This is a genomic window from Sinorhizobium sp. M4_45, from assembly GCF_002885915.1.
In the GTDB taxonomy this organism is placed as follows: Bacteria; Pseudomonadota; Alphaproteobacteria; order Rhizobiales; family Rhizobiaceae; genus Sinorhizobium; species Sinorhizobium meliloti_A.
On sequence record NZ_NWVE01000012.1, the window covers coordinates 200,448 to 223,176 of the forward strand.

Below are 22,729 nucleotides of genomic sequence, written 5' to 3' on the forward strand. Positions count from 1 at the left end.
AGCGAATTCCACTAGTTTGCCGCCGGATCGGCAGCCACGAAAATGCCATACCGGCGTCCCAAGTGGAGTCACCCAGTCAAGAAGTCAACTGCTCTCATGCGTCTCCGTCCTCGTATTTTCCTGAGAACCGTTCTGGCGATCACACTCGCCGGGCTCGGTGCGGGACGTGCGCTTGCGGAGGATGCCACAGACGCCTTCAAGAGCTTTCCCTCGATCTCCGGCACGCACAAGATGCCCAAGCTTACCGGCTTCAGCCCGCTCATCACCGATCCGATGCAGGGCGGCCAACTGAAGGACGTGAAGCTCGAGGCACTGCTGACGGATAATGGAAAGCCGGTCCAATCGGGCCTTACCTGGCGCGTCTTCAGCCCCATTCCGGGCAGCGACGGAAAGCTGCCGCTGCTCGCGACCTCCGAGGGCGGCTCCACCGCTTTCAATCTCGTGCCCGGCGAATATTTCGTCAATGTCGCTTTTGGCCGGGCCGGCGCGACCCGCAAGATTCGTGTGCCCGAAGACGGCCCGCTCGACAAACAGGTGCTCGTGCTCGATGCCGGGGGCGTCATGCTGAACGCCGTCTCCGGCAGCGATGTCCGCATCCCGCCGAACGAACTCAGCTTTTCGATCTTCTCTTCCGACGTGAGGGAGGATGGCGAGCGCGGCCTCGTGGTCGCCGACGTGAAGCCCGGTACGGTGGTTCAGCTCAATGCCGACACCTACCACGTCGTGTCGAACTACGGATCGGTAAATGCCGTCATCCGCGCAGACATCCAGATCGAAGCCGGCAAGCTGACCGAAGCGACGATCCAGCACCGCGCCGCGAAGCTGACCCTGAAACTCGTCTCGGAAGCCGGCGGCGAAGCCATTGCGGATACCGCCTGGTCGATTCTCACCTCCTCCGGCGACGTCGTCAGCGAGAGCGTCGGCGCCTTCCCGACCCTCGTCCTTGCCGAGGGGAGCTACACGGCGGTGGCGCGCAACAAGGACAAGATCTACCAGCGCGACTTCGCCGTGAAAGCGGGCGTCAACACTGATGTTGAAGTGCTGCTCAACGGCAGCGGCGAACCCGACGAGGCCGCGGACGCGCAGGACTGAAGACGTAGCCCCGCCTGACCCCTCAACCGCCTGCCGGGACCTTCACCCATCAAGATGGCAGTAGGTGGCGGCCGCCGGATGAGCGGCAGCCGCGCGACAAGAGCCTCACAACGGTGCTTACGGAATCCCACAGTTTCAGTTGCGGGCGTGCGCTCGAACGTTTTGAAACTACGCACTCGCGCACGAAAACCGTTACACACCTCTCCTGGAATTGCTCTTGCGCTTTAGGTCCGGTGCCATGGCTTCGGCGGAAAGCGAAGCGACCGCCTCGTCCAGCGACATTGGCGTCTGCGCCTGAGAACCCAGGCGACGGATGTTGACCGAGCGCTCCTCCGCTTCGCGCTTGCCGCAGACGACGATCACCGGAACCTTCGTCACCGAATGCTCGCGGACCTTGTAGTTGATCTTCTCGTTGCGGAAATCGGTCTCGACCGTCAGCCCCGCATCACGCAAGCGTTCGGCGACTTCGCGGCCGTAATCGTCCGCTTCCGACGTGATCGTTGCGACCACCACCTGCAGCGGCGATATCCACAGCGGCATGTGGCCGGCATAGTTCTCCAGCAGAATGCCGAGAAAACGCTCCATCGAACCGCAGATGGCGCGATGGATCATCACCGGCTGGCGCTTCTCGGATTCGCTGTCGATGTAAAAGGCGCCGAAACGCTCCGGCAGGTTGAAGTCGACCTGCGTTGTTCCGCACTGCCATTCGCGGCCGATCGCGTCCTTCAGCGTATACTCGAACTTCGGGCCGTAGAAGGCGCCCTCGCCCGGCAGGATGCCGGTCTTGATGCGGCCTTCGGACTGCGCCTCGATGGTCTGCAAGACTTCCGTCATCACGGCTTCGGCGCGATCCCAAAGCTCATCGGAGCCCACGCGCTTTTCCGGCCGCGTCGACAGCTTCACGACGATCTCCTTGAAGCCGAAGTCCTCATAGACGGAAAGGATCAGGTCGTTGATCTTCAGGCATTCGGCCGCCATCTGCTCATCGGTGCAGAAGATGTGCGCATCGTCCTGCGTGAAGCCGCGGACGCGCATGAGGCCATGCAGCGCGCCGGAGGGTTCATAACGGTGGACTGCGCCGAACTCCGCCAGCCGAACAGGAAGTTCGCGGTAAGACTTCAGACCGTGCTTGAAGATCTGAATGTGTCCGGGGCAATTCATCGGCTTCAGCGCGAAGACGCGGTCATCGTCCGTATCGTCGCCGGCGACAGTCACCTTGAACATGTTGTCGCGATACCAGCCCCAGTGACCGGAGGTCTCCCACAGCGACTTGTCGAGAACCTGGGGAGCATTGACCTCCTGGTAATCGCCTTCGAGCCGGCGGCGCATATAGGCGACGAGACTCTGGAATATCCGCCAGCCCTTTCCATGCCAGAAGACCACGCCGGGCCCCTCCTCCTGGAAGTGGAAGAGGTCCATCTCGCGGCCGAGCCGGCGATGGTCGCGCTTCTCGGCTTCGGCGAGCACGTGCAGATACTGATCCAGCTCCTCCTGCGTGTGCCACGCAGTGCCGTAGATGCGTGTCAGCATCGGATTGTTGCTGTCGCCGCGCCAATAGGCGCCCGCCACCTTCATCAGCTTGAACGCCGTACCGATCTGGCCTGTCGAGGCCATGTGCGGCCCGCGGCAGAGATCGAACCAGTCGCCCTGGTAATAGATCTTCAGGTCCTGCCCCTCGGGGATGGCGTCGACGAGTTCCACCTTGTAATTCTCGCCCTTGGCGGCAAAGACCTCCTTGGCCTTTTCGCGCGACCAGACCTCCTTGGTGAAGGGCCTGTTCCGGGCGATGATCTCCCGCATCTTCTTCTCGATGACGGGCAGGTCGTCCGGCGTGAAGGGTTCGTTCTTGGCGAAGTCGTAATAGAAGCCGTTGTCGATGACCGGACCGATGGTCACCTGCGTTCCCGGCCACAACTCCTGAACGGCTTCCGCCATGACATGGGCCGCGTCGTGGCGGATGAGCTCGAGCGCGCGCTTGTCGTCGCGCGTGACGATCTCGATCCTACCTTCCGTCACGGCATCCGAGAGATCGCGCAGTTCGCCGCTGATGGCGATCGCGACGGCCTTCTTGGCGAGAGACTTCGAGATCGATTCCGCGACATCGCGACCGGTCGTGCCGGCGGCGAATTCTCGAACGGAGCCATCAGGAAATGTAAGGGAAACAGAATGCGACATCATGATCTCCTATCCAGTCCCGCCAACGAATGCGGGTGGTATGGTTTGCCGGCCGGGCCGGTTCGCGGGCCTGATAAAGCTTTTTCACCGTGGAGTAAAGGCGCGGCGGCCGCTCAACCGGCAACCATTTCACGCAGTCGCCTCACCGTGTTCCAGTTGCGCACCGTCCCGATGCCGAGCCGTTTGGTCGTTAGCGCCCCGAGCAACTTCGATTCGCTCGCCCTGCCGGCAAAATCGACCCAGAGATCGCCGTCGACGATGGCCACCCGCTCGCCCCTGGAGCAATGGCCGAGCAGTTTTTCCCGCATGTCGGCTTCGAGAGGAGAGCGCATCACCCGCACGTGGACGCTCGCAGGATCCCTTTCGCTTTCCGCAAGAAAAGGGTTGCCTGCCGCAAGTCTCGACCAGTCCTCCGCGGAACGAAGGATGATGTCGACGTGACGGCCGAAGGTCTTCTCGAAAGTCCCTTCGAGTTCGGCCTCCAATTCCGCGAGCGGCTTTGCTGGCGACTCGAACAGAAGATTGCCCGTGGCGACGAGCGTGCGCGGCGCCCTGTAGCCGAGCGCTTCGGCCATTGCCTTCAAGTCGGCCCTAACGACGCGCCGGCCGCCGGCGAGAACGATGCTGTGCAGCAAGGCGACGTAAGCCTTCATTCGCCTCAAGCCCGCCAGAAATCGACAGCGCCCGCGGGTAGGCGCGCGAGCACGCGATCGAGCAGCATTTCGTCTATATTGCGCCGCAACGCCGCGGCTACGTCTGCGATCGCCGTTTCCGGAGAGACGTTGTGATTGCCGCGGAAGGCTTGCACCTCGCGCGTCATCGCCCGGCGTTCGCAGAAGGGCACGGTCGGCTCCTCCAGGTCCCAGTCGGCGACGAAGATCGCTCGAAGGACCGGCGGTAGCGCCTTGGCGAAAAGCAGGGCGCCGGAAATATCGAGGCGACGGCGGAAAGTGTAAAGCACCGCCTGCACCATGGTATAGGCCTGATTGGTTGTCTGAAGAGCGGCGATATCGCGCGCGTCGACGATGAACCGGTCGAAATCCGCAGAGGCCTGCCGGTATTCCATCGGAATGGTCACGGCTCTCATGCGTCCTTTCGGCGTAATTGCCAGTAGCGCCATGGCGTGTACCAGCGCTGGCGCGGTGCGAGGCTTTCCGGCACCGGATCGAATCCGTGGGTTCCGCCCGGGCCGCAGCGGATGACCCGGAACAAGGTCAGCCACCCGCCGGCCCAGAGGCCGTATCGGGCGATCGCCTCGAAGCCGTACTCCGAACAGGTCGGCAAGTGCCGGCAGGAATTGCCGATGAAACTCGACAGCGTCAGTTGATAGGCGCGGATCAGGGTGACGCCGACGAGGCGCCCCGGCGTCTTGCGGAACGGCCCGGACCAATTCCGCCCTCCGGCGGCACCGGCATCGCCACGGGTGAATGCATGATCGGCATGGGGCTGAGGGCACATGGCTCAGACGGCCGCGGCGAGGCGCCTCGCCTCGATCTGACCGATGGCATCGACGACGGCATCGAAAGTCAGCATCGTCGAGGCATGACGCGCCTTGTAGTCCTTGACGGGCTTCAGAAAGCGCATGTCTTCGAAACGATCCGATGGCCCCTCCCCATCCGCCTTCAGCATGGCCAGCATGTCCTCGCGGGCCTGCCGGATCTCGTCCGCATGGGCACCTACGACATGGCGCGCCATGATGGATGAGGACGCCTGGCCGAGCGCACAGGCCTTGACGTCATGGGCGAAGTCGGTGACGACGTCGCCGTCCATCTTCAGCCAGATTCTCACCTTCGAGCCGCAAAGCTTGGAATGCGCGGCGGCTTCGGCGTCGGCATCGGTCAACATTCCGAGGCGCGGAATATTCCCTGCGAATTCGAGAATTCTGCTGTTGTAAATGTCGTCTATCATTTAGGAATCCGGTGGATTTTTCGCGGTTTCGGGCGTTCGGCGCATGATTTTCCCCAGGCGGCGGGAAAAAAGCAAGGCGTGGCGCATTCGGGCTCTTTTATCCATGTGGCACCATACTATATGCTATGTCGTGTTGGGGTGACAGTTCCGCAAGGGGATCAAATGTCGCCTGTTGTTTGGGAAACCGTGCCGGACGGTCCAGTGCACTGCTAAGCCGAGACCCGAAAGCCCCGGAGCCCGCCAACGGAACCCAAGCCTGCAGGGTTAGGCGTATGGCCAATGGCGAGTTGTCCGAAAAGATAAAACGTCAGCAATTTCGTATTGCTTGAAGGGGCCATATGGACGCCATAGTGAAGAATTTTCCTGTGCTCGACGACACAGGTCGTCCGACGCAGAAGGAAGCCGAAGAAGCCGTTCGCGTCTTGTTGCGCTGGGCAGGTGAAGATCCGGCACGAGAAGGCCTGAAGGACACGCCTTCGCGCGTCGCCAAGGCATATCGGGAAATTTTCGGCGGCTACGATCTCGTGGCTGAAGACGTGCTCGGGCGAACCTTCGAGGAAGTCTCCGGCTACGACGATATCGTGCTGGAAAAGGACATCCCGTTCTATTCGCATTGCGAGCACCACATGGTGCCGATCATCGGCAAGGCTCATATCGCCTATCTGCCGAACGGTCGCGTGCTCGGCCTTTCCAAGATCGCCCGGGTCGTCGATATCTACGCCCGTCGTCTGCAGACGCAGGAAGCGATGACGGCGCAGATCGCCAAGGCCATCGACGAGACCCTCATGCCCCGGGGCGTGGCGGTGATGATCGAGGCCGAGCATCTGTGCATGGCGATGCGCGGCATCAAGAAGCAGGGCGCGACGACGCTGACGACCACCTTCACCGGTGCGTTCAAGAGCGAGCCGGCCGAACAGGTCCGTTTCATGACGATGCTCCGGGGCTTCAAGTAAGCTCCGCCACCGCATGTTGAAAAGCATGCAGCAACCCCCAAGTGCTACAGCGACCTTGCGCGTCTGACCGAGACGCGCGGCGCTGCAGTGGAGCTCGGACTATGACGCTCACTTTTGCATCCCCCCCGCAGGACAAGGCCGAACTGGAAAGCGGCCCGGCCTTCACCCCGCGTTTCGACGAGAAGGGTCTGATCACGGTCGTCGTCACCGATGCCCGCGACGGCGAATTGCTGATGGTCGCGCACATGAATGCCGAAGCGCTGTCCCTCACGCTCGAAACCGGAATCGCGCATTACTACAGCCGCTCACGCGAACGCCTGTGGAAGAAGGGCGAAAGCTCGGGCAATTTGCAGACCGTCCGGGAAATACGAACCGATTGCGACCAGGATGCCGTGTGGTTGAAAGTCTCTGTGGCTGGCCACGATGCTACCTGCCATACCGGGCGTCGCTCGTGCTTCTATCGGACGGTCGGCGTCACCGATGGCGAAGCAAAAGTGGCGATCACCGACGACCACAGGCATTTCGATCCGGCGCAGATTTACGCCGGCAACTGAGCATCTGCATTTTCCTGGTTCACCTGGGTGATATATTCATCTTTTGGCAACCAAACGGGCATCTAATCATTAATCTTGTAAGTGGTTCCCGCGGTAACGGCGGAGTACCAAAATGTGTTGCAGGCTGTATCCAATGTTTATCGGGCGGGCCGCATTTGTAGCCGGTTCAGTGCTATATCTCGATCATGGTGTCAGACTTTCAGCGACCAAGGTGAAGCCGGCACCGGCATGTTTCGATGGCCGAATCGCTTCGGTTCCAGGAATATGCGGTAGTAGGGCTGCAGGGCCGTGTCGGAAGCTAATCTATTCGGCGGTGTCGGAGGTGCCGGATGCTGAACTGGACATTCACGCGTAACAGTCAGATCGCCGATCTTTCCGGCGCGAACGGGTCATCGATCACGACCACTCCTCCAGAACCACCCATTTCCCAGTCCGTGAAACCCAGGATCGCGCTGGCGCTCGGCGGCGGTGCTGCGCGAGGTTGGGCCCATATCGGTGTCCTGAAAGCCCTCGACGAGGAGGGCATCGAAGTCGGAATGATTGCGGGCACATCGATCGGTGCGCTGGTCGGCGGCTGTTACCTCGCCGGCAAGCTCGATGAGTTGGAGGCTTTCGCCCGCTCGCTTACCGTGCGCCGTATTGCCGGCTTGCTCGATTTCGCGATCGGCGGCGGTGGCCTCTTTGGCGGTCTGCGGCTCACCAAGCGGATGCAGGAACATCTGCAGAACCTCAGTATCGAGGATCTCGACCGGCCCTTCGTGGCAGTTGCCACGGAAGTCTACAGCGGCCACGAGGTCTGGATCGAGAAAGGATCCCTGATTACCGCCATTCGCGCATCCTACGCCTTGCCTGGCATCTTCGAGCCCGTCAACGCCAATGGCCGGACGCTCATCGACGGCGCGCTGGTCAACCCCGTTCCCGTTTCGGTCTGCCGCGCACATGAGCAATTGCACGTCGTCGCCGTCAACCTGAACTACGACGTCTACGGCCGCTCGGCGGTCGTCAAGCACAGTGCCGGCATGGAAACGCCGGACGCGCCGGCGACGGAGACAAACCGTTTTTCGGCACGGCTCGGCATGACCAGTGTGATGGTCCAGGCCTTCAACATCATTCAGGACCGCATTTCGCGCGCCCGGCTGGCTGGCGATCCGCCGGATCTGTCGCTCCACCCGAAGCTGAACGATATCGGACTTTCGGAATTCCACCGCGCCGGCGAAGCGATCGAGCGCGGTTATCAGGAAGCCAAGATCAAGCTTTCGGAAATCCGGCGCATGCAGGAACCGCTGCCTCGTTGAAAGGCCGGGAGAACTTGCGGATCGGCCCAACTGTTCCAAGGCCCGTTGAGATCCGTACACCCGGCGCGCTTGTTTGATTTCTCCATTCCTGTGCTTGTCACAGGAGTCGAGTGGCGCACGGTCAGCCGTCATAAACTCAAAATGAATCTCAACAGGCCTTAGCCGGAGATATAGGCCTTGATCTGTTCGGCCTCGTTCTCGATGGCGCGGATGTGATATTTCACCACGTCTCCAATCGAAATAATGCCGGCCAGCCGGCCTTCCCGCTCCACGGGTAGATGACGCGCGCGGAATTTACTCATCATCTCCATCAGCGCGTCGACAGACATTTCCTCGCGACAGCAATAGACGTTCTGCCACATGACGGAAGAAACCGGCTTGTCGAGGCAGGCGGCACCATATCTCGCAATCGAGGCGACGATATCGCGCTCCGTCATGATGCCCACGATATGCTCCTCCGGATCGACGACGACAACGGCTCCGATATGATTTTCATGCAGTAAAGTCGCGACCTGCTGCACCGTCACCTGCGCCGTGACCGTGACGACGTTGCTGCCTTTTTCGTTGAGAATCGCTTTCACCGACATGCGCACATCTCCCGTTGCGACAAAACCGGGCCGACGGGAAGAGTTTCCGTCCGTGCCGGTCACCGCACTTTCCTCCGGTGGAAGGAAGACCGCGATGACAGTGCAAATGGCCGCAGGAAACCCGTACCCATTCCGGCGCCTGCGCAGCCCTTCGCCTCCTCGAGCACAAAGCTACGCCGGCACCCGGCCTTTTCCGCGGTCGCCTCGAGCAATTCGGCGGCCGTGATGAATGGTGCTCCAGCGACTTCAGGAAATCAAGGCTTCTGCAGAAAGCCGTCCGCCTCTGCGGCGAAATCAGGCATCACGAAAAATTCCGCGGTTGACACAATCGATTGTCGCACCCCTCGCCCGAAGCCGGTCGAAGCTTCTTCCCGGCTGGCGGCGCCTCACCTTTCCTGCCTTCGGGGATCGAAGAATGCGAACAGAAGGAAGCCGAAGAGGAAACCGCCGATATGCGCCTCCCAGGCCACGCTTCCTGCCCCTCCGATCGACAGAATGCCAAAGCCCACCAGCAAATTGGTCAGGAACCATATCCCGGTGAAGACGAGCACGGACCGGTTGGTGAGCGTCTCCACAAACGACAGCCGCCGATTGAGATGGGCAAACTGGCGGCTGATGCGACCGCTCGGGGAAAATACGAACCGGGCCGCCGCACCCATCAAGCCGGAAACGACACCCGAAGCCCCGATCACCACCGCCATCTCGCCCCAATGGAAGATGATGTGCAAGCCGACGGCGGCCGCCGCCGACAGGCACCAGAACAAGGCGAGCCTGGCCATCCCGATCCGTCTGACGACGGGTGCGCCGAACGCGACCATCCAGAAGACATTGAAGATGAGATGCTCCCAACTGCCGTGCAGGAAGGAATAGGTCACCGGCGTCCAGAGCCAGACCAGCCCCTGCTCACCGAGCGGCAGCGTGTAGCGCACCGGCAGAAAGGCAAAGTTGAGGATCAGCTCCTGGTCGATCTCGGCCGGCAGAACATAGGTCCTCAAGACATGGACCGCGATCAGGAACAAAAGGATGCCGGTCAGCCCCGGCGGAAGATTGAAGGCGGGCTCGCGACTGCGGACGCCGGGACTTTCGACATCGGTTTCCGGTGATGTTGCCGCCTGATCCCGTTCCATAGCTGCCTCTTCCCTTCGGTCGCTGCGGTTGCGCTCAAACGGCGGCGAACCGCCCGCAGCAGCGCGCAAGGGATAAGCAAACAAAAAAACGCCGTCCAGTGAAAACTGAACGGCGTCACGCGCCGATCCGCGCGTATCAGTCGATGTGCTGAAGGCAATCCTTCGTGAAGTGCTGCCGAATGAAATGGCAGCCGCCGGCGTCGAGCGCAATCGAAACCGGCCGTTAACCTTAATTTCGCCCTGGCACGAAAATCGCTCCATGTACCGAAGGACCACCCAATAGGCCGCCGACTATCCCGATCCGGGACGGTCTGCGCCGCAACAACGACCGATCGGGCAAAAATGCGCAGCAGAACGACAATGGAACTGTTTCAATACTGGAACGAAGTTCGCGGCGACCGCGATCTCCCGCGCCGTGACGAAATCCAGCCCGCCGATATTCGTTCACTCCTGCCCAACATCTTCATCCTCCAGGCGCAGGCGGACGGCGGAATACACTTTCGTCTCGCGGGCACCCACATCTGCGGCCTGTTCGGCGACGAACTCCGCCACCGTCAATTCTCCGCCCTGTGGCTCGGCGGACAGCAGGAGGAGGCTGCCGGTATCGCCGGTGAGGTCGTGAAACGATGCACGCCGATGCTTCTGGCCGCGTCCGGCGCAACCGCAACCGGGGATCGGCTGGATGTGGAAGTTCTGCTCACCCCCCTCGCCTCTCCCGATGGCACGGGCGACCGCATACTCGGCGCGCTGTCGCCGCTGTCCCGTCCGATATGGCTGCACATGAAGCCATTGCAGCACCTTGTCCTCGACAGCCGGTGTGCCGCATTCCCCGCGTCTGAATGTTCCACTGCCGGTCTGACCGCCAGCCGCATCGATGCCTGCGATCGCCCCTTCCGCGTGACGCAGCACCTGCGCGTCTTCGAGGGCGGAAGACGAAACTGAGCGAACCTTCTGTTAATCGGTGCGGTCTATACTTTCGCCTGCAAACTATATCCATCATAGAGTGATCATGTTCTCCTTCCAGCATGCGCAGAACAGCGCCCCGAAACCACATCAGGAAAGTGCGTTTCAGCGCGTTTCGGTCAATCTTTCGGGACGACTGATGCTTGCCAGTCACGAGGAGTATGACTGTACCGCCTTGGAGATGTCGCCGGGCGACGTTCTCTTAACCTCCCCCGCGCGTCCGCGCGGCGGGGAGCGTATCATTGCCTATGTCGACCATGTAGGTCGCCTCGAAGGCACGGTGTCACGCGTCGCGGACGATACGTTCGTGATTCAGCTCAACGCCACGGAGCGCAAGCGTGAGAAGCTTGCGGCACAGCTGACCTGGATCGCCAACAAACACGAACTCGGTCTGCCGGAAGACCGGCGCCATGACCGGCTTGCGCCCCGCAAGACATTGACGGAACTCACCGTGGATACCGGCGAGAGATACAGCTGTCGGATCATCGACCTCTCGCTTTCCGGCGCGGCGGTCGACATCGATACACGGCCCGCCGTAGGATCGCCGGTCAGGCTGGGCAATATGAAGGGCAGGATCGTCCGTCATTTCCAGGAAGGCGTCGCCATCGAATTCTCCGGGATACAGTCCCGCGAGGCGCTGACCGAGTTTCTGTAAGCGCACCCGACGTAGCCCCGGAGTAACGTCCCCAGAGGCGGCGCTTGCTCGGCGGACACCTGGACCAGGCCTCTGCCCTCGCCAGTGCAAATCGACTCTTCCGCGGCGGGCCGGCAACAGAAATAGCTTCTGGTAAACCGGGCGTTACTCTTCCCAGCGATCTGGCACTACTTGCTGATGGCTCCGATGGGTCATACCGTCACCGGCTGCATGGCCGGCGGGACGCGCAATCGCGGCCCTGCCACATGCGCCGCGACTATGTTTCTTCAAAATATTCAACGTCTTACGCGAACTTTCACCGTAGTCGCTCCCGGTGGGCGCCGACAAGCGGCATAAAAATCGATAAAATTTGAATCGAATTTTATTACAGTTCTCCTCAATTTTTATTCTTATGTTATTCGAGTTTGTTCTTGTTTTTACTTCCGATCTTCGCCGCCGGTAAAAAACTCTGTGCCAATGTCGAACCACAACGGGGAGACAAACATGCGCACAATCATCACCATGGCGATCGCTGCCGCAGCCCTAGCCACCGGCCTCATCACCGGGGCGGCTTACGCGGCGCCGGCGAACATGACGGTCGGCGGCGCGACCAACCCGCCGATCGGGCATTACGAGTTCTGCAAGGCCAATCCCTCCGAATGCCAGGCCATCGGCAAGGATCCTGGCCCGGCGGAGCTGACGCGCGAAAGCTGGAAGAAGATCCTCGGAATCAACTACGAGGTGAATCAGGCGATCGCTCCGATGACCGACATGGAGATCCATGGTGTCGAGGAAAACTGGTCCTACCCGGATGCCGTCGGGGACTGCGAGGATTACGTGCTGCTGAAGCGCCGCAAGCTGATCGAAAGCGGCTTCTCCCCCGCCGATCTTCTGATCACCGTCGTCCTGCAGCCGAATGGCGACGGTCATGCCGTCCTGACGGTGCGCACCGATCGCGGCGACTTCGTTCTCGACAACATGCGCAGCAAGGTGCTGCTCTGGTCGGACACGGAATATACCTACCTGAAGCGGCAGTCCTCGGAACATGCCGGGCGCTGGGTGAAACTGCAGGATGGTCGCGCTCTCGCCGTCGGCAGCGTCAGCGCGCAGTAACGACATGAGCAGGCGCAGGCCATGGCCTGCGCCTCTGATCGGCCCACGTCGGCACCCCGTCCGGGCCCGGGCCGATTTTCCCGGGCGGCCGCCACGCTTCACCAAATATTAACCAAGTTGGACGAGCCTTGGCCGCGAGCGAGTTCCGCGCGGCGAGGTCATTCATTGGCCTTCGAGCGGATAGAACGCGCCCCTGATCAGGTATCCCACGGCGCAGCCATGAACCCGCCCCGCATTCCCGAACCGGAACTCCTGCCGCTCCTTTCATCCCGCTCCGTATACACAGCTGCCGCAGCCGTCGTGATCCTCCTTGCGCTGACGATCGCGCTCTCCTTTTCCGGACGCTGGTTCGGTCGACATCTCGCCCAGGCCGGCCACACTGCGAGCCGCGAAACCTACGACATCTTTATCGGCCAGGACCATTTGCGCCTGCCCGCGAATGTCATTCGCTTCGAAAACCAACGGAACACGAGCATCGTCGAGCGCGTGGATCTCTATCTCACCTGGCCGGGGCTCGAAGGCTACAGCGAGGAGACGCGGCCATTGTTCGACGATGTCAGCCGGCCGGAAAATCTGATCTTCCTGCAGGTCGCGCAAAGTACGATGTCTCGCGACATGTCGGGGCGTCTCGCCCCCGTCTACCGCCATGTCCTGCAGCACGCGCCGCAGGCCGGCCCCGAGGGCCTCACTAGGTACGACGCAAAGCCGGATTCCAGCTATGCCAGCGAAGTCTTCTTCACTGCCGAGAGGGACGGGCGCCCTGCCTATGTGCTGCGCTGCGTGCTTCCTGAGCCCCCCGCGGCATCGACGAGCGCCGATTGCCAGCGCGACGTTCACATGGGCAAGGACCTCATCGTTCTTTACCGTTTCTCCAGCAGGTTGCTGCCGCAGTGGCGTACCATCGAAGATTCGATAGAAACTTACATCAGCACACATCTCGTGCCGTGATTTTGACGAAGAGTCGTGATGCAGCCAATGCGCCGGCTAGAACGGGATGGGGGAGTATGCGCGGGGTTTTCGGCCGAGCCTACCAAACGTCATGATCTAGCGCGGGTTGAAGGTGCCGATCCTGAACAAAACGACCGGTGCCGGGCAACCAATCGTTCATCATAAACCGATTGGTAACGCTATCCCGATACTGTCTCGGGAAAGGTCGTATCCGGAGACGGCGTCCGGACGGCACCCCTGATATGAGAATGAAGAGCAATACAGTGTCTCAATCCGTTTTTTTTGATCTCGCGAAACGCCCGTTCGGCGTCTTTTCAGAAGTTGTGGGGCGGATTTTTCTTGCCGGCCTGATCGCCGCGCTGACCTTTTCGGCGCCCGCCTTCGCGAATTCCAAATATGCCGGCATCGTCGTCGACGCGAAAACCGGCAAGGTTCTTTACGGCGAAGACGCTGATCAATTACGCTATCCGGCTTCGCTGACGAAGATGATGACGTTGTATCTGACGTTCGAGGCGCTTGAAGCCGGACGGATCAGCAAAAGCACGCCTGTTCCCTTTTCCAAAAAGGCGTCGGCAGAGCCGCCGTCGAAGCTCGGTGTACGCGCCGGGCAATCGATCACCGTCGAGCAGGCGATCCTCTCGCTGGTAACGCGCTCCGCCAATGATGCGGCAACGGCGCTCGGCGAGCTCCTGGGCGGTTCGGAGCAGCGCTTCGCCCGGATGATGACCAACAAGGCCCGCGCGCTCGGCATGACACGCACCACCTATCGCAACGCCCATGGCCTGCCCAATTCCGAACAACGCACGACCGCCCGCGACCAGGCCCGCCTCGGCATCGCGCTCCGGCAGCATTTTCCGCAGTATTACGACTACTTCTCCACGCGCAGCTTCCGTTTCGGGAAGCAGACGATCGGCAACCACAACCGGTTGCTCGGCAACGTCCGCGGAGTAGACGGTATCAAGACCGGCTATACACGCGCATCCGGTTTCAATCTCGTGACCTCGGCCCAGCTCGACGGGCGCAGCATCGTGGCGGTCGTCATGGGCGGCACGTCCGGTGGCGCCCGCGATGCGCAGATGCGCAAGCTCGTCGCGAAATACATGCCTTCCGCGTCGCGCCGCGGCAGCGGCAATCTGATCGCCCAGGTTCCGGCCGAACCCGTGACGACGGTAGCCGAAGCCGAAATACGGCCGGCAACCGCCGCGGCTGTCGCGTCGGCAGCGATGGACCTGCCGAATACCGGGCCGGTCCCGGATTTCCGCTACACCGGCGAAAGCGCCGGCAGCGTCGCGATGGCTTATGCATCGACGAAAGCGGCCTCGGACAATCCCGTGCTTGCAGCCAAGATCGCGCCGAACACGCTCGATTCACAGAGCGCCAGACTTGCCCAGGAAGCCGCTGGCGACGTCGATACGCAGATCACCAATTCGGTCGCCACGGCTGAAACCGCACCTGCCGCGGCTGAAGCGCGCACCGAAGCGAATGTCGGCATGCAGGGCTGGGTCATCCAGATCGGCGCCACGCCGGACAAGACGCAGGCCATGACGCTGCTCGACAATGCCAAGGAAAAGGGCGGCAAGGCACTGCGTAACGCCACCCCCTTCACGGTCGCCTTCAGCAATGGCGGCGCTCAGCTCTACCGCGCCCGCTTCGGCGGCTTCGACGATCAGGACAAGGCCGTCAACGCATGCAGGGCATTGAAGAAGAAGGGCTTCGCTTGCTGGGCGAGCCAGCAGTAAGAGACGCCATCTACTGCATGTTTCCTTTGATCCAATCCGATCCAAGGACAAAGCATGCGGCAAACGAAGTGCTACAGCGACTTTTGCGCGGCTGATAAGACGCGCGGCGCTGCAGCGGCAGCCGGGCGTTTTCCGGCTGTCCTCCTCGGATTAGTACAGCGTGACGAGGTCAGCATGGCAATGAACGAGAACGTCCCCGGCGACAGCCTGATATCCGACCGGAAAGCAAGGTCTTCGCGCATCCGGCTGCATCCATTGCATGAGGCGGCCATGCGCATCGCCGACATCGGCCTGAACCGATCCAAGGCAAAGACCCGCGACCTGGTGGGTATGCTCCTTACGCATGGCGCGCGCGCGTGGCGTTCGACCCAGCCCCGGGCCGACATCCATCTGCATGTCGCGGCACCGGGTCGTAGTCATCCCCTCAGAATGCGCCTGCACTAAACAACGAAGGCCTGCTCATCTCTGTGCGCGTCACAGAGATGAGCAGGCCGCGCCTGCGGCGCGGGAAGCGTTCTTTCAGGCCGGGGACCTGGTCTGGCTGAATCCTTGTGACGAGCACAGGATGAGGATCAAGCAAGCCGCGGCGCGTACCGGGAGAAGTGCATAGCGTTAGCAAGCGCCTCTTCCCGTCCGCCGGCTATAACAGCCCCAGTTCGGCAAGTTCACGCCGCAGTTCGAGCGGCATCTCCCCGCCATCGGCGAGCGAGGCAAGATCGCGCGGGGCTTCCTTCTCCTCGAGGTAGCGCCAGCCCTGAAAAGCCCGACGCGGCTGCGTTTCCGTCTCCATGACTTCCGGGCCGAGAAGGAGATTGCAGCGGCCGATGCCCTCGCCGTCGGTGAAGGTCTCGATGCCGATCAGCGGCTGTCGCGCCTGAACGTATCCCTTGATCACCCAATAGAGCGAACCGCCGGCGAGAAGCTCTTCCGTCCGCTTCGGGACCATCCGGGTCGTGTGGAAGGAGTGCGGCTGCTGCCCGGCTGCGATCGCCGCCAGGGCCTTGCGCGCCACCCATTCGCGCAGGTCCTCGATCGATTCGGCACCGACACAGAGTTTGATGAGATGCAAAGCCATGGCAAATCTTGAACACCCGGCCGACGGCTGCGGTCAAGCCGTCCGGGCATATTCGTCCACAGCCCCATCGGCTTCAGACTTATCGCTCAGCACTCGACCACGTTGACCGCAAGACCCCCGGTCGATGTTTCCTTGTACTTCTCGTTCATGTCCGCGCCGGTCTGGCGCATCGTCTCGATACAGGCGTCGAGCGGCACGAAATGCTTGCCGTCACCCTTGAGTGCGAGCGAGGCGGCCGTAACCGCCTTGACGGCGCCGAGGGCATTGCGTTCGATGCACGGCACCTGAACGAGACCTGCGACCGGATCGCAGGTCATACCGAGATGGTGTTCGAGCGCGATCTCGGCCGCATTCTCGATCTGCTCGGGCGTTCCGCCCATGACGGCAGCAAGACCTGCCGCGGCCATCGCCGACGCCGATCCGACTTCGCCCTGACAGCCCACCTCCGCGCCGGAAATCGAGGCGTTGTGCTTGATGATACCGCCGATCGCCGCTGCGGTCAGCAGGTAATCCCGGATGCCTTCCTGATCGGCATCGTCGTGGAAATGCAGATAGTAGCGGATCGTCGCCGGAACGACGCCGGCCGCGCCGTTGGTCGGCGAAGTCACCACCCGGCCGCCGGCAGCATTCTCCTCATTGATCGCCATCGCATAGACGCTCAACCAATCATTTGCGAGGAGAGGATTGGTCTTGTTGGAGCGCCATTCCTCCTGCAGCTTGTCGTGGATCGCCCGGGCGCGCCGGCGCACCTTCAGACCGCCCGGCATGATGCCGTCCTGGCTGAGGCCGCGGTCGATGCAACTGCTCATCGCCGTCCAGATGCGGTCGAGCCCGGCGTCGAGCTCGTCCCTCGACATGCTGCATTCCTCGTTCGCGCGCTTCATCTGGGCGATCGTCAGCCCGGAGCGCGCGGCCATGTCGAGCATCTGCTGAGCCGTGGCAAAGGGATAGGGCACCTTTACGCCGGCGGGCTTGTTCTTCTGGGCCCTCATCGCGTCCAGTTCCGTATCGGTCACCACGAAGCCGCCGCCGATCGAATAATAGATGCGTTTCAGAAGCAGCCGGCCGTCCCGGTCGAAGGCGGAGAAGGACATGCCGTTGGCATGGCCCGGCAGCGGCGTCTTCTTGTCGAAGACCAGATCGGTTTTCGGCTGGAATATATAGCCCGGATGGCCCGGCGGGGTGATGCGGCCCGTACGCTCCACCTGCTCGATGATCCCGTCCATCCTGTCCGGCTCGACGAGATCCGGCCGCTCGCCCATCAGGCCGAGAATGACCGCCCTGCCCGTTCCATGGCCGATGCCCGTATGCGCCAGCGAGCCATGGAGGCTTACCTTGATGGCGCCGACAGCCGCATGAGACGGTCGCGGCCATTCATCCGACAGGATGAGATCGAGAAACCTGTTGGCGGCCGACATCGGCCCCATCGTGTGTGAGCTCGATGGACCGATACCGATCTTGAAAACGTCGAAGACGGAAAGAAACATGAATTGCCTGCCCAGAGCCTGACGCAACGTTGCTGGCGATGAGCTCCACGTTTGCGTCGATGATAGGACCGAAGCCGACCGTTTTCCTGCTCGGGCGGTGTCGATCGTTCCTAATATAGGATCGAAACCTAAGCGATCCTATGCCGACCCGTCAGGCGACCGACCGACATCGGATTCTGTTGGTGCGACATGCCGCTGAAGAACAGCGCATGTGATCGGCGATCGAGAGCGGTCAAAAAAAGCGTTGCAGCCCGTGGACTGCAACGCCTTGCATTTCAATCTGTCTTCAGAAGCCGCCGAAGAGATAGGCGAGAACGAGAACACCCCCGAAACCCGCCACGGCGCGAACCGTCACGCCCCAGCACGACTTCTCTACTGTTTTGTCCATGATGTCTCCGAATACCGAAGCTCGGTAACCATTAAGTCGTGTGGCCGTCCAATAGCGAAGAATCTGTTAACGCGCAATGGTGAAATATGGCGAAATAGTGTCAAACCGACGCTGGACGCCTTGGACGCGGACACAAAGCCGTGTGCAAGCGGTGGAATCCCCGGAGCGCCCGCTCGGTGCTGCCGCCTCGATTTCGCCGTGAATCTTAAGACAGGCCGACATGCGTCCATCTTGCATTTTCGGACGACCGTGCCAAAACACCGCTATGACCTCTGAAGATTACCTCGCGCTCGTTATCTTCGTCCTCCTCTGGGCCGGCTTCAGCTGGGCTTCCGACGGGGGGCGCGGCTTCGAGCGCGTCAGCCTGACGCGTTTGATGAACGAGCACAGGGCGCGCTGGATCCGCAATTCGCTCAATCGCGATCTGAAGATGATCGACACGCAGATCATCGCCGGGCTGCAGGCTGGCACCGCTTTCTTCGCCTCGACGACGATCTTCGCGCTCGGCGGTTGTTTCGCATTGCTCGGCGCGACAGACCAAGTGCAGATGATCTTCAGCGACCTTCCGCAGATATTCCGAAGCGGGCGGACCGCCTTCGAGCTGAAAGTCGGCGGACTGACCTGCCTCTTCGGCTATTCCTTCTTCAAGTTCGGTTGGTCATACCGGCTGTTCAACTATTGCTCGATCCTGATGGGCGGCATACCGATGACGGCGGACATGCAACGCGACCAGAAGGCGGCCGAGCGCGCCGCGGAGCGTGCGATCCGCATGAACATACTTGCGGCCAAGCACTTCAATGCCGGGCTCCGGGCGATCTTCCTGTCGATCGGCTATCTTGGCTGGTTCATCAGCCCCTATGTGTTCATGGTGCTTACCGCCCTCGTCATCTTCGTCCTCGCGCGCCGGCAGTTCTTCTCCGAAGCGCGCGCCGCGCTGATCGAGAATGCGTAATAGGCTGCAGCGATTGTACCCGGTCCGCGGTTTGCGGTAAGCGATCGAATGACTGGCGGCCCTCATTTCAACATATTCGCGACGCGACTGAAATGAGGCGCCCTCGTAGACCCATCTCCAGCAGCAGAGCGACTCTTCGATGTCCGAACACAGCGCGACGACGACCCCTGAAGTGCAAATGCGCACGGAGGTGACCGGAACCCACCGGATGGTCCTCCTGGATGCGCTGCGCGGCCTGGCCCTCGTCGCCATGGCCCTCTATCACTTTGTCTGGGATCTCGAATTCTTCGGCTATGTCGCGGCCGGCACCGCCGGGACGGGCGGCTGGCGGATGTTTGCACGCTTGATTGCCAGCAGCTTCCTGTTTCTTGCCGGTTACAGCCTCGTGCTCGGCCAGTTCCCGCAACTCCGTCCCCGCGCTTTCGCCATACGTTTCGCGAAGATCGCCGGCGCAGCCGCGCTGATCAGCATCGGGACCTGGTTCGCCTTCCCCCAGTCGTTCATCTTCTTCGGGATTCTTCACGCCATTGCCGCGGCAAGCCTCGTCGGCCTCCTTTTTCTGAAATTGCCGGCCGCCGTTTCCTTTCTTGCAGCTGCCGCGGCCTTCGCGGCTCCCCTCTATCTGCGCTCGTCGTTTTTCGACATGCCGGCGCTCTGGTGGGTCGGCCTATCGGAAGCGATCCCGCGCTCGAATGATTACGTTCCTTTGCTTCCGTGGGTTGCCCCTTTCCTGCTCGGCCTCGGCACCGCGAAGCTGCTCCACCCGCTATTTTCCGCCCGGCGCAGCCGAAGCGCCGGGCCCCGTAAGCTCCCGTGGATGACGCCTCTCGCCTTTGGCGGCCGTCATAGCCTTCTGATATATCTCATCCACCAGCCACTGCTCATCGCGGCAGTCTATCTTTTCTCTCTCGCCGTTCCCGCCCCGACGCCGGATCCGGCACAGGTCTATCTGCTGAATTGCGAACGGGCATGCAGCAACGAAAATTCCGCGATCTCCTGCAGCGCCTTTTGCGGTTGCACACTCGCCGGCCTGAAGGAACAGAACCTGTTCGACGATCTGAACCTGGGCAAGATCGACGTGAGCACGGACGAACGCATTGCGCGAATCGCGGGTCAGTGCACAATGGATGCACAATCAGGAGAGGCACAGTCGGGGGACTAGGACATGAATGCCTTTCGTGCCAAGCCGCTGAGGTTTCCATGGCCGCCTTTGCTCTATGGCGCGGCCGTTCTGATAGCGCTGGCCCTTGGCCACCTTTTCCCGATTCCGGTGGCGCACGAACACAGCTGGATCCTCTCGCTGGTGGGCTACGGCCTTGTCGTGCTGGCGATCACCATCGATCTCTGGGCCGTCAAAACCCTCCTTGACCGCCACACAGCCGTACTTCCGAACCGGTGCGCCACCTGCCTCGTTACCTGCGGCCCATTTCGTTTCACCCGCAACCCGATCTATTTCAGCTACACGCTGGCGATGACCGGCCTCGGATTGGCGACGATCAACCCCTGGTTCTTCATCACGGCAATTGCTGCGGTCGGATTGACCACGCTTTTTGCGATCCGCAAGGAGGAGCGGCACCTGCTGTCGCGCTTCGGTTTCGAGTTCGAGCGATATTGCCGGCACACGAGCCGTTGGATTTAAGCGGAGATGTCAGGTGCCGACGCCGATTTCGGCAAGGCGCGTGAGGCAGGCCTCTTCGACATTGTCGAGTTCGCTAAGTGTGTCTTCGATGTCCTTGCGCTTCTGCCGCAAGTCCTCGCGCTTCTCCTCGACGCGCTTGATCAAGAGCTGCAGCTGGCCCATCTCACCCGGCGGATCCTTGTAGACCTGAATGATCTCGCGAATTTCGGCAATGGTAAAGCCAATGCGCCGGCCACGCAGGATCTCCTTTATGAGGTGCCTGTCGGCGGGGCGGAACAGACGCGTGCGGCCACGACGCTCCGGATGAATCAGACCCTCATCCTCATAGAAGCGCAGTGTCCGGGTCGAGATGCCGAATTCCCGGGTCAGCTCGGTAATGCTATAATATTTGTTCACGCAGCCATTCCATCAAAGTCGCGCCTCAACTATTGTTGACTTTGACGTAAAAGTCAAACACGGCGGCCCCGCGTGCGTCGCACCTCAGCTGATACTGAACCACCATGTCGCAATGCCGAGAAAGCTGAAGAAGCCGGTTATGTCGGTGACGGTCGTCACGAAGACGGCGGAAGAGACCGCCGGGTCGGCACCGTATCTTTCGAGCAGAATCGGGATCAGGATGCCGGCGAGAGCGGCGGCCATCATGTTGATCAGCATGGCGGTCGCGATGATGCCGCCGAGGTCGGGATCCTGGAACCAAAGTCCCGCAACAAGACCGATGAACGCACCGAAGATCACGCCGTTCAGGAGTCCGACGCCCGCCTCGCGGCGGATGATTCTCGGCGCGTTGTGAATATCGAGCCCCCGGGTGGCGAGCGCACGCACCGTTACGGTCATGGTTTGCGATCCGGCATTGCCGCCCATCCCCGCGACGATCGGCATCAGGACCGCAAGTGCGACGATCTGCTGGATCGTCGCATCGAACAGGCCGATGACCGAGGCAGAAACGCAAGCCGTCATCGAGTTGATGAAAAGCCAGGGAACGCGTGAGCGCGCGGCTTCCGCGACCGAGTCCGACAGCTCTTCGTCACCGACGCCGCTCAGGCGCAGGAAATCCTCTTCCGCCTCTTCCTGGATCACGTCGACCACGTCGTCGATCGTCAACACGCCGACGAGCCGGCCGTTTTCATCGACGACCGCGGCCGAGAGGAGGTCGTACTGTTCAAAAAGCTGCGCCGCCTCCTCCTGGTCCATTTCCGCCGGCACGGAATGGCTTGTGTCACGCATGATCGCATCGATCTTTACCGAGCGCTTCGCGCGCAGCACCCGGTCCAGATCGACTGCCCCGAGCAGCTTGAAAGTCGGATCGATGACGAAGATCTGCGTGAAACTTTCGGGAAGGTCGTCGTCCTCGCGCATGTAATCGATCGTCTGGCCGACGGTCCAGAAAGGCGGCACCGCGACGAACTCGGTCTGCATGCGCCGCCCGGCGGTGCTCTCCGGATAATCGAGCGAGCGGCGCAGGCGGACGCGCTCGGTAAAGGGAAGCTTGGCGAGGATCTCTTCCTGATCCTCCTCGTCGAGATCCTCGAGAATGTAGACCGCGTCATCGGAATCCATCTCGCCGATCGCCTCGGCAATCTGCTCGTTCGGCAGATGTTCGACGATGTCGAGACGGATTCCTTCATCGACCTCGGTCAGCGCAGCCAGGTCGAAATCCTTGCCAAGCAGCAGAACCAGTGCGATACGCTGCTCCGGCTGGATCGCCTCGATCAGGTCGCCCAGTTCCGAGGCATGAAGGCCGGCGACATGCTGGCGAAGGTAAATGATGTCGCGATCCGCGATTGCGGCGCCGACATGCATCAGGAAATCGGAGCGTACCGAGCCGTCTTCAGCGTAGATGTCCGAGTCGCCGTGGACAGCGATTTCGTCGGAACCGCGGTCGTCGTCGCCGGTGCTGCTCATGGCCCCCTCCAGAGATTACCGCCGACCGAGCCCGCGCCGGAACGGCTCCTCTGCCCTGCTAGCGCAAAGCTCCGCCTCAGTCCACAGTCGAGACGAGATCGGCGGTCCGCCTTGGAACATTTATCCAAGCTGTTGCAAAAACATAGGAAATGATGAAACGAATGTGACGATCCCACCGGGCGCCGGCCCGACCACTCA

At 61.4% G+C, this 22,729-nt stretch carries 24 protein-coding genes; 13 read left to right on the forward strand and 11 right to left on the reverse strand.

The features are described from left to right. Positions 1 to 96 precede the first annotated feature (96 nt). Positions 97 to 1,092, forward strand: a complete 996-nt coding sequence (locus CN933_RS27350) for an RgsD C-terminal domain-containing protein (RefSeq protein ID WP_018097830.1) — start codon at positions 97 to 99, stop codon at positions 1,090 to 1,092. A gap of 192 nt (positions 1,093 to 1,284) precedes the next feature. Here the strand turns inward: CN933_RS27350 and thrS are convergent, their stop codons facing one another. The 5 genes from thrS to CN933_RS27375 form a co-directional block, all read right to left on the reverse strand. Then, positions 1,285 to 3,267, reverse strand: coding sequence for a threonine--tRNA ligase (gene thrS / locus CN933_RS27355; protein WP_018097831.1), 1,983 nt, complete (start codon positions 3,265 to 3,267; stop codon positions 1,285 to 1,287). A 113-nt stretch (positions 3,268 to 3,380) separates the two neighbouring features. Then, entirely contained in the window at positions 3,381 to 3,920 is a 540-nt protein-coding gene (locus CN933_RS27360; RefSeq protein WP_018097832.1) for a DUF1697 domain-containing protein, read from the reverse strand. Positions 3,921 to 3,925: 5 nt separating this feature from the next. Then, complete coding sequence (locus tag CN933_RS27365; protein WP_018097833.1) at positions 3,926 to 4,354, reverse strand: DUF2267 domain-containing protein; 429 nt, start codon at positions 4,352 to 4,354, stop codon at positions 3,926 to 3,928. Continuing rightward, positions 4,351 to 4,725: a membrane protein insertion efficiency factor YidD gene (gene yidD / locus CN933_RS27370; protein ID WP_018097834.1), complete on the reverse strand. Its 375-nt coding sequence runs from the start codon at positions 4,723 to 4,725 to the stop codon at positions 4,351 to 4,353. Before yidD ends, CN933_RS27365 begins: the two co-directional genes overlap by 4 nt. A 3-nt stretch (positions 4,726 to 4,728) precedes the next feature. Next, positions 4,729 to 5,175: an iron-sulfur cluster assembly scaffold protein gene (locus CN933_RS27375; protein WP_018097835.1), complete on the reverse strand. Its 447-nt coding sequence runs from the start codon at positions 5,173 to 5,175 to the stop codon at positions 4,729 to 4,731. 338 nt (positions 5,176 to 5,513) lie between these two features. Here CN933_RS27375 and folE point away from each other — a divergent pair, with 338 nt between their 5' ends. The 3 genes from folE to CN933_RS27390 all read left to right on the forward strand — a co-directional run bounded on the left by folE (position 5,514) and on the right by CN933_RS27390 (position 7,977). Then, entirely contained in the window at positions 5,514 to 6,128 is a 615-nt protein-coding gene (folE, locus tag CN933_RS27380) for a GTP cyclohydrolase I FolE (protein WP_003534700.1), read from the forward strand. A 101-nt stretch (positions 6,129 to 6,229) separates the two neighbouring features. After that, entirely contained in the window at positions 6,230 to 6,682 is a 453-nt protein-coding gene (gene hisI, locus CN933_RS27385; RefSeq protein ID WP_018097836.1) for a phosphoribosyl-AMP cyclohydrolase, read from the forward strand. A gap of 329 nt (positions 6,683 to 7,011) precedes the next feature. Then, positions 7,012 to 7,977, forward strand: coding sequence for a patatin-like phospholipase family protein (locus tag CN933_RS27390; protein WP_018097837.1), 966 nt, complete (start codon positions 7,012 to 7,014; stop codon positions 7,975 to 7,977). Between the two features lie 158 nt (positions 7,978 to 8,135). Here CN933_RS27390 and CN933_RS27395 read toward each other — a convergent pair whose 3' ends face one another. Together CN933_RS27395 and CN933_RS27400 are read right to left on the reverse strand one after the other, a co-directional pair. Next, positions 8,136 to 8,564 carry a CBS domain-containing protein gene (locus tag CN933_RS27395; protein WP_018097838.1) on the reverse strand — a complete coding sequence of 143 codons (429 nt, stop codon included), beginning with the start codon at positions 8,562 to 8,564 and terminating at the stop codon, positions 8,136 to 8,138. 386 nt (positions 8,565 to 8,950) lie between these two features. Continuing rightward, entirely contained in the window at positions 8,951 to 9,691 is a 741-nt protein-coding gene (locus tag CN933_RS27400; protein ID WP_018097839.1) for a rhomboid family intramembrane serine protease, read from the reverse strand. A 360-nt stretch (positions 9,692 to 10,051) separates the two neighbouring features. Between CN933_RS27400 and CN933_RS27405 the strand changes: the two genes are divergently transcribed. The 6 genes from CN933_RS27405 to CN933_RS27430 all read left to right on the forward strand — a co-directional run bounded on the left by CN933_RS27405 (position 10,052) and on the right by CN933_RS27430 (position 15,532). After that, positions 10,052 to 10,633, forward strand: a complete 582-nt coding sequence (locus CN933_RS27405; protein ID WP_234704959.1) for a PAS domain-containing protein — start codon at positions 10,052 to 10,054, stop codon at positions 10,631 to 10,633. A gap of 67 nt (positions 10,634 to 10,700) precedes the next feature. Beyond that, entirely contained in the window at positions 10,701 to 11,309 is a 609-nt protein-coding gene (locus CN933_RS27410; RefSeq protein WP_018097840.1) for a PilZ domain-containing protein, read from the forward strand. A 483-nt stretch (positions 11,310 to 11,792) separates the two neighbouring features. Then, positions 11,793 to 12,401: a transglutaminase-like cysteine peptidase gene (locus CN933_RS27415; protein WP_018097841.1), complete on the forward strand. Its 609-nt coding sequence runs from the start codon at positions 11,793 to 11,795 to the stop codon at positions 12,399 to 12,401. A gap of 219 nt (positions 12,402 to 12,620) precedes the next feature. Further along, entirely contained in the window at positions 12,621 to 13,349 is a 729-nt protein-coding gene (locus CN933_RS27420) for a hypothetical protein (protein ID WP_018097842.1), read from the forward strand. A 242-nt stretch (positions 13,350 to 13,591) separates the two neighbouring features. Next, positions 13,592 to 15,088 carry a D-alanyl-D-alanine carboxypeptidase family protein gene (locus CN933_RS27425; protein ID WP_018097843.1) on the forward strand — a complete coding sequence of 499 codons (1,497 nt, stop codon included), beginning with the start codon at positions 13,592 to 13,594 and terminating at the stop codon, positions 15,086 to 15,088. 174 nt (positions 15,089 to 15,262) lie between these two features. Beyond that, positions 15,263 to 15,532 carry a hypothetical protein gene (locus CN933_RS27430; RefSeq protein WP_018097844.1) on the forward strand — a complete coding sequence of 90 codons (270 nt, stop codon included), beginning with the start codon at positions 15,263 to 15,265 and terminating at the stop codon, positions 15,530 to 15,532. Positions 15,533 to 15,728: 196 nt separating this feature from the next. Here the strand turns inward: CN933_RS27430 and CN933_RS27440 are convergent, their stop codons facing one another. Further along, a complete protein-coding gene (locus CN933_RS27440; RefSeq protein ID WP_018097845.1) occupies positions 15,729 to 16,163 on the reverse strand; it encodes a DUF1489 family protein in 435 nt (144 codons plus the stop codon). Between the two features lie 86 nt (positions 16,164 to 16,249). Beyond that, positions 16,250 to 17,650 (reverse strand): L-serine ammonia-lyase, encoded by a 1,401-nt coding sequence (locus CN933_RS27445; protein ID WP_018097846.1) that lies wholly within the window; start codon positions 17,648 to 17,650, stop codon positions 16,250 to 16,252. A gap of 608 nt (positions 17,651 to 18,258) precedes the next feature. Here CN933_RS27445 and CN933_RS27450 point away from each other — a divergent pair. The 3 genes from CN933_RS27450 to CN933_RS27460 all read left to right on the forward strand — a co-directional run bounded on the left by CN933_RS27450 (position 18,259) and on the right by CN933_RS27460 (position 20,629). Beyond that, positions 18,259 to 18,990: a DUF599 domain-containing protein gene (locus tag CN933_RS27450; protein ID WP_018097847.1), complete on the forward strand. Its 732-nt coding sequence runs from the start codon at positions 18,259 to 18,261 to the stop codon at positions 18,988 to 18,990. A 139-nt stretch (positions 18,991 to 19,129) separates the two neighbouring features. After that, positions 19,130 to 20,152 (forward strand): heparan-alpha-glucosaminide N-acetyltransferase, encoded by a 1,023-nt coding sequence (locus tag CN933_RS27455; protein WP_018097848.1) that lies wholly within the window; start codon positions 19,130 to 19,132, stop codon positions 20,150 to 20,152. 3 nt (positions 20,153 to 20,155) lie between these two features. Further along, positions 20,156 to 20,629 (forward strand): methyltransferase family protein, encoded by a 474-nt coding sequence (locus CN933_RS27460; protein WP_102762926.1) that lies wholly within the window; start codon positions 20,156 to 20,158, stop codon positions 20,627 to 20,629. A gap of 9 nt (positions 20,630 to 20,638) precedes the next feature. Here CN933_RS27460 and CN933_RS27465 read toward each other — a convergent pair whose 3' ends face one another. Beyond that, positions 20,639 to 21,025 carry a MerR family transcriptional regulator gene (locus tag CN933_RS27465; protein ID WP_003536722.1) on the reverse strand — a complete coding sequence of 129 codons (387 nt, stop codon included), beginning with the start codon at positions 21,023 to 21,025 and terminating at the stop codon, positions 20,639 to 20,641. 84 nt (positions 21,026 to 21,109) lie between these two features. Next, complete coding sequence (mgtE, locus tag CN933_RS27470; RefSeq protein ID WP_018097850.1) at positions 21,110 to 22,531, reverse strand: magnesium transporter; 1,422 nt, start codon at positions 22,529 to 22,531, stop codon at positions 21,110 to 21,112. Positions 22,532 to 22,729 lie beyond the last annotated feature (198 nt).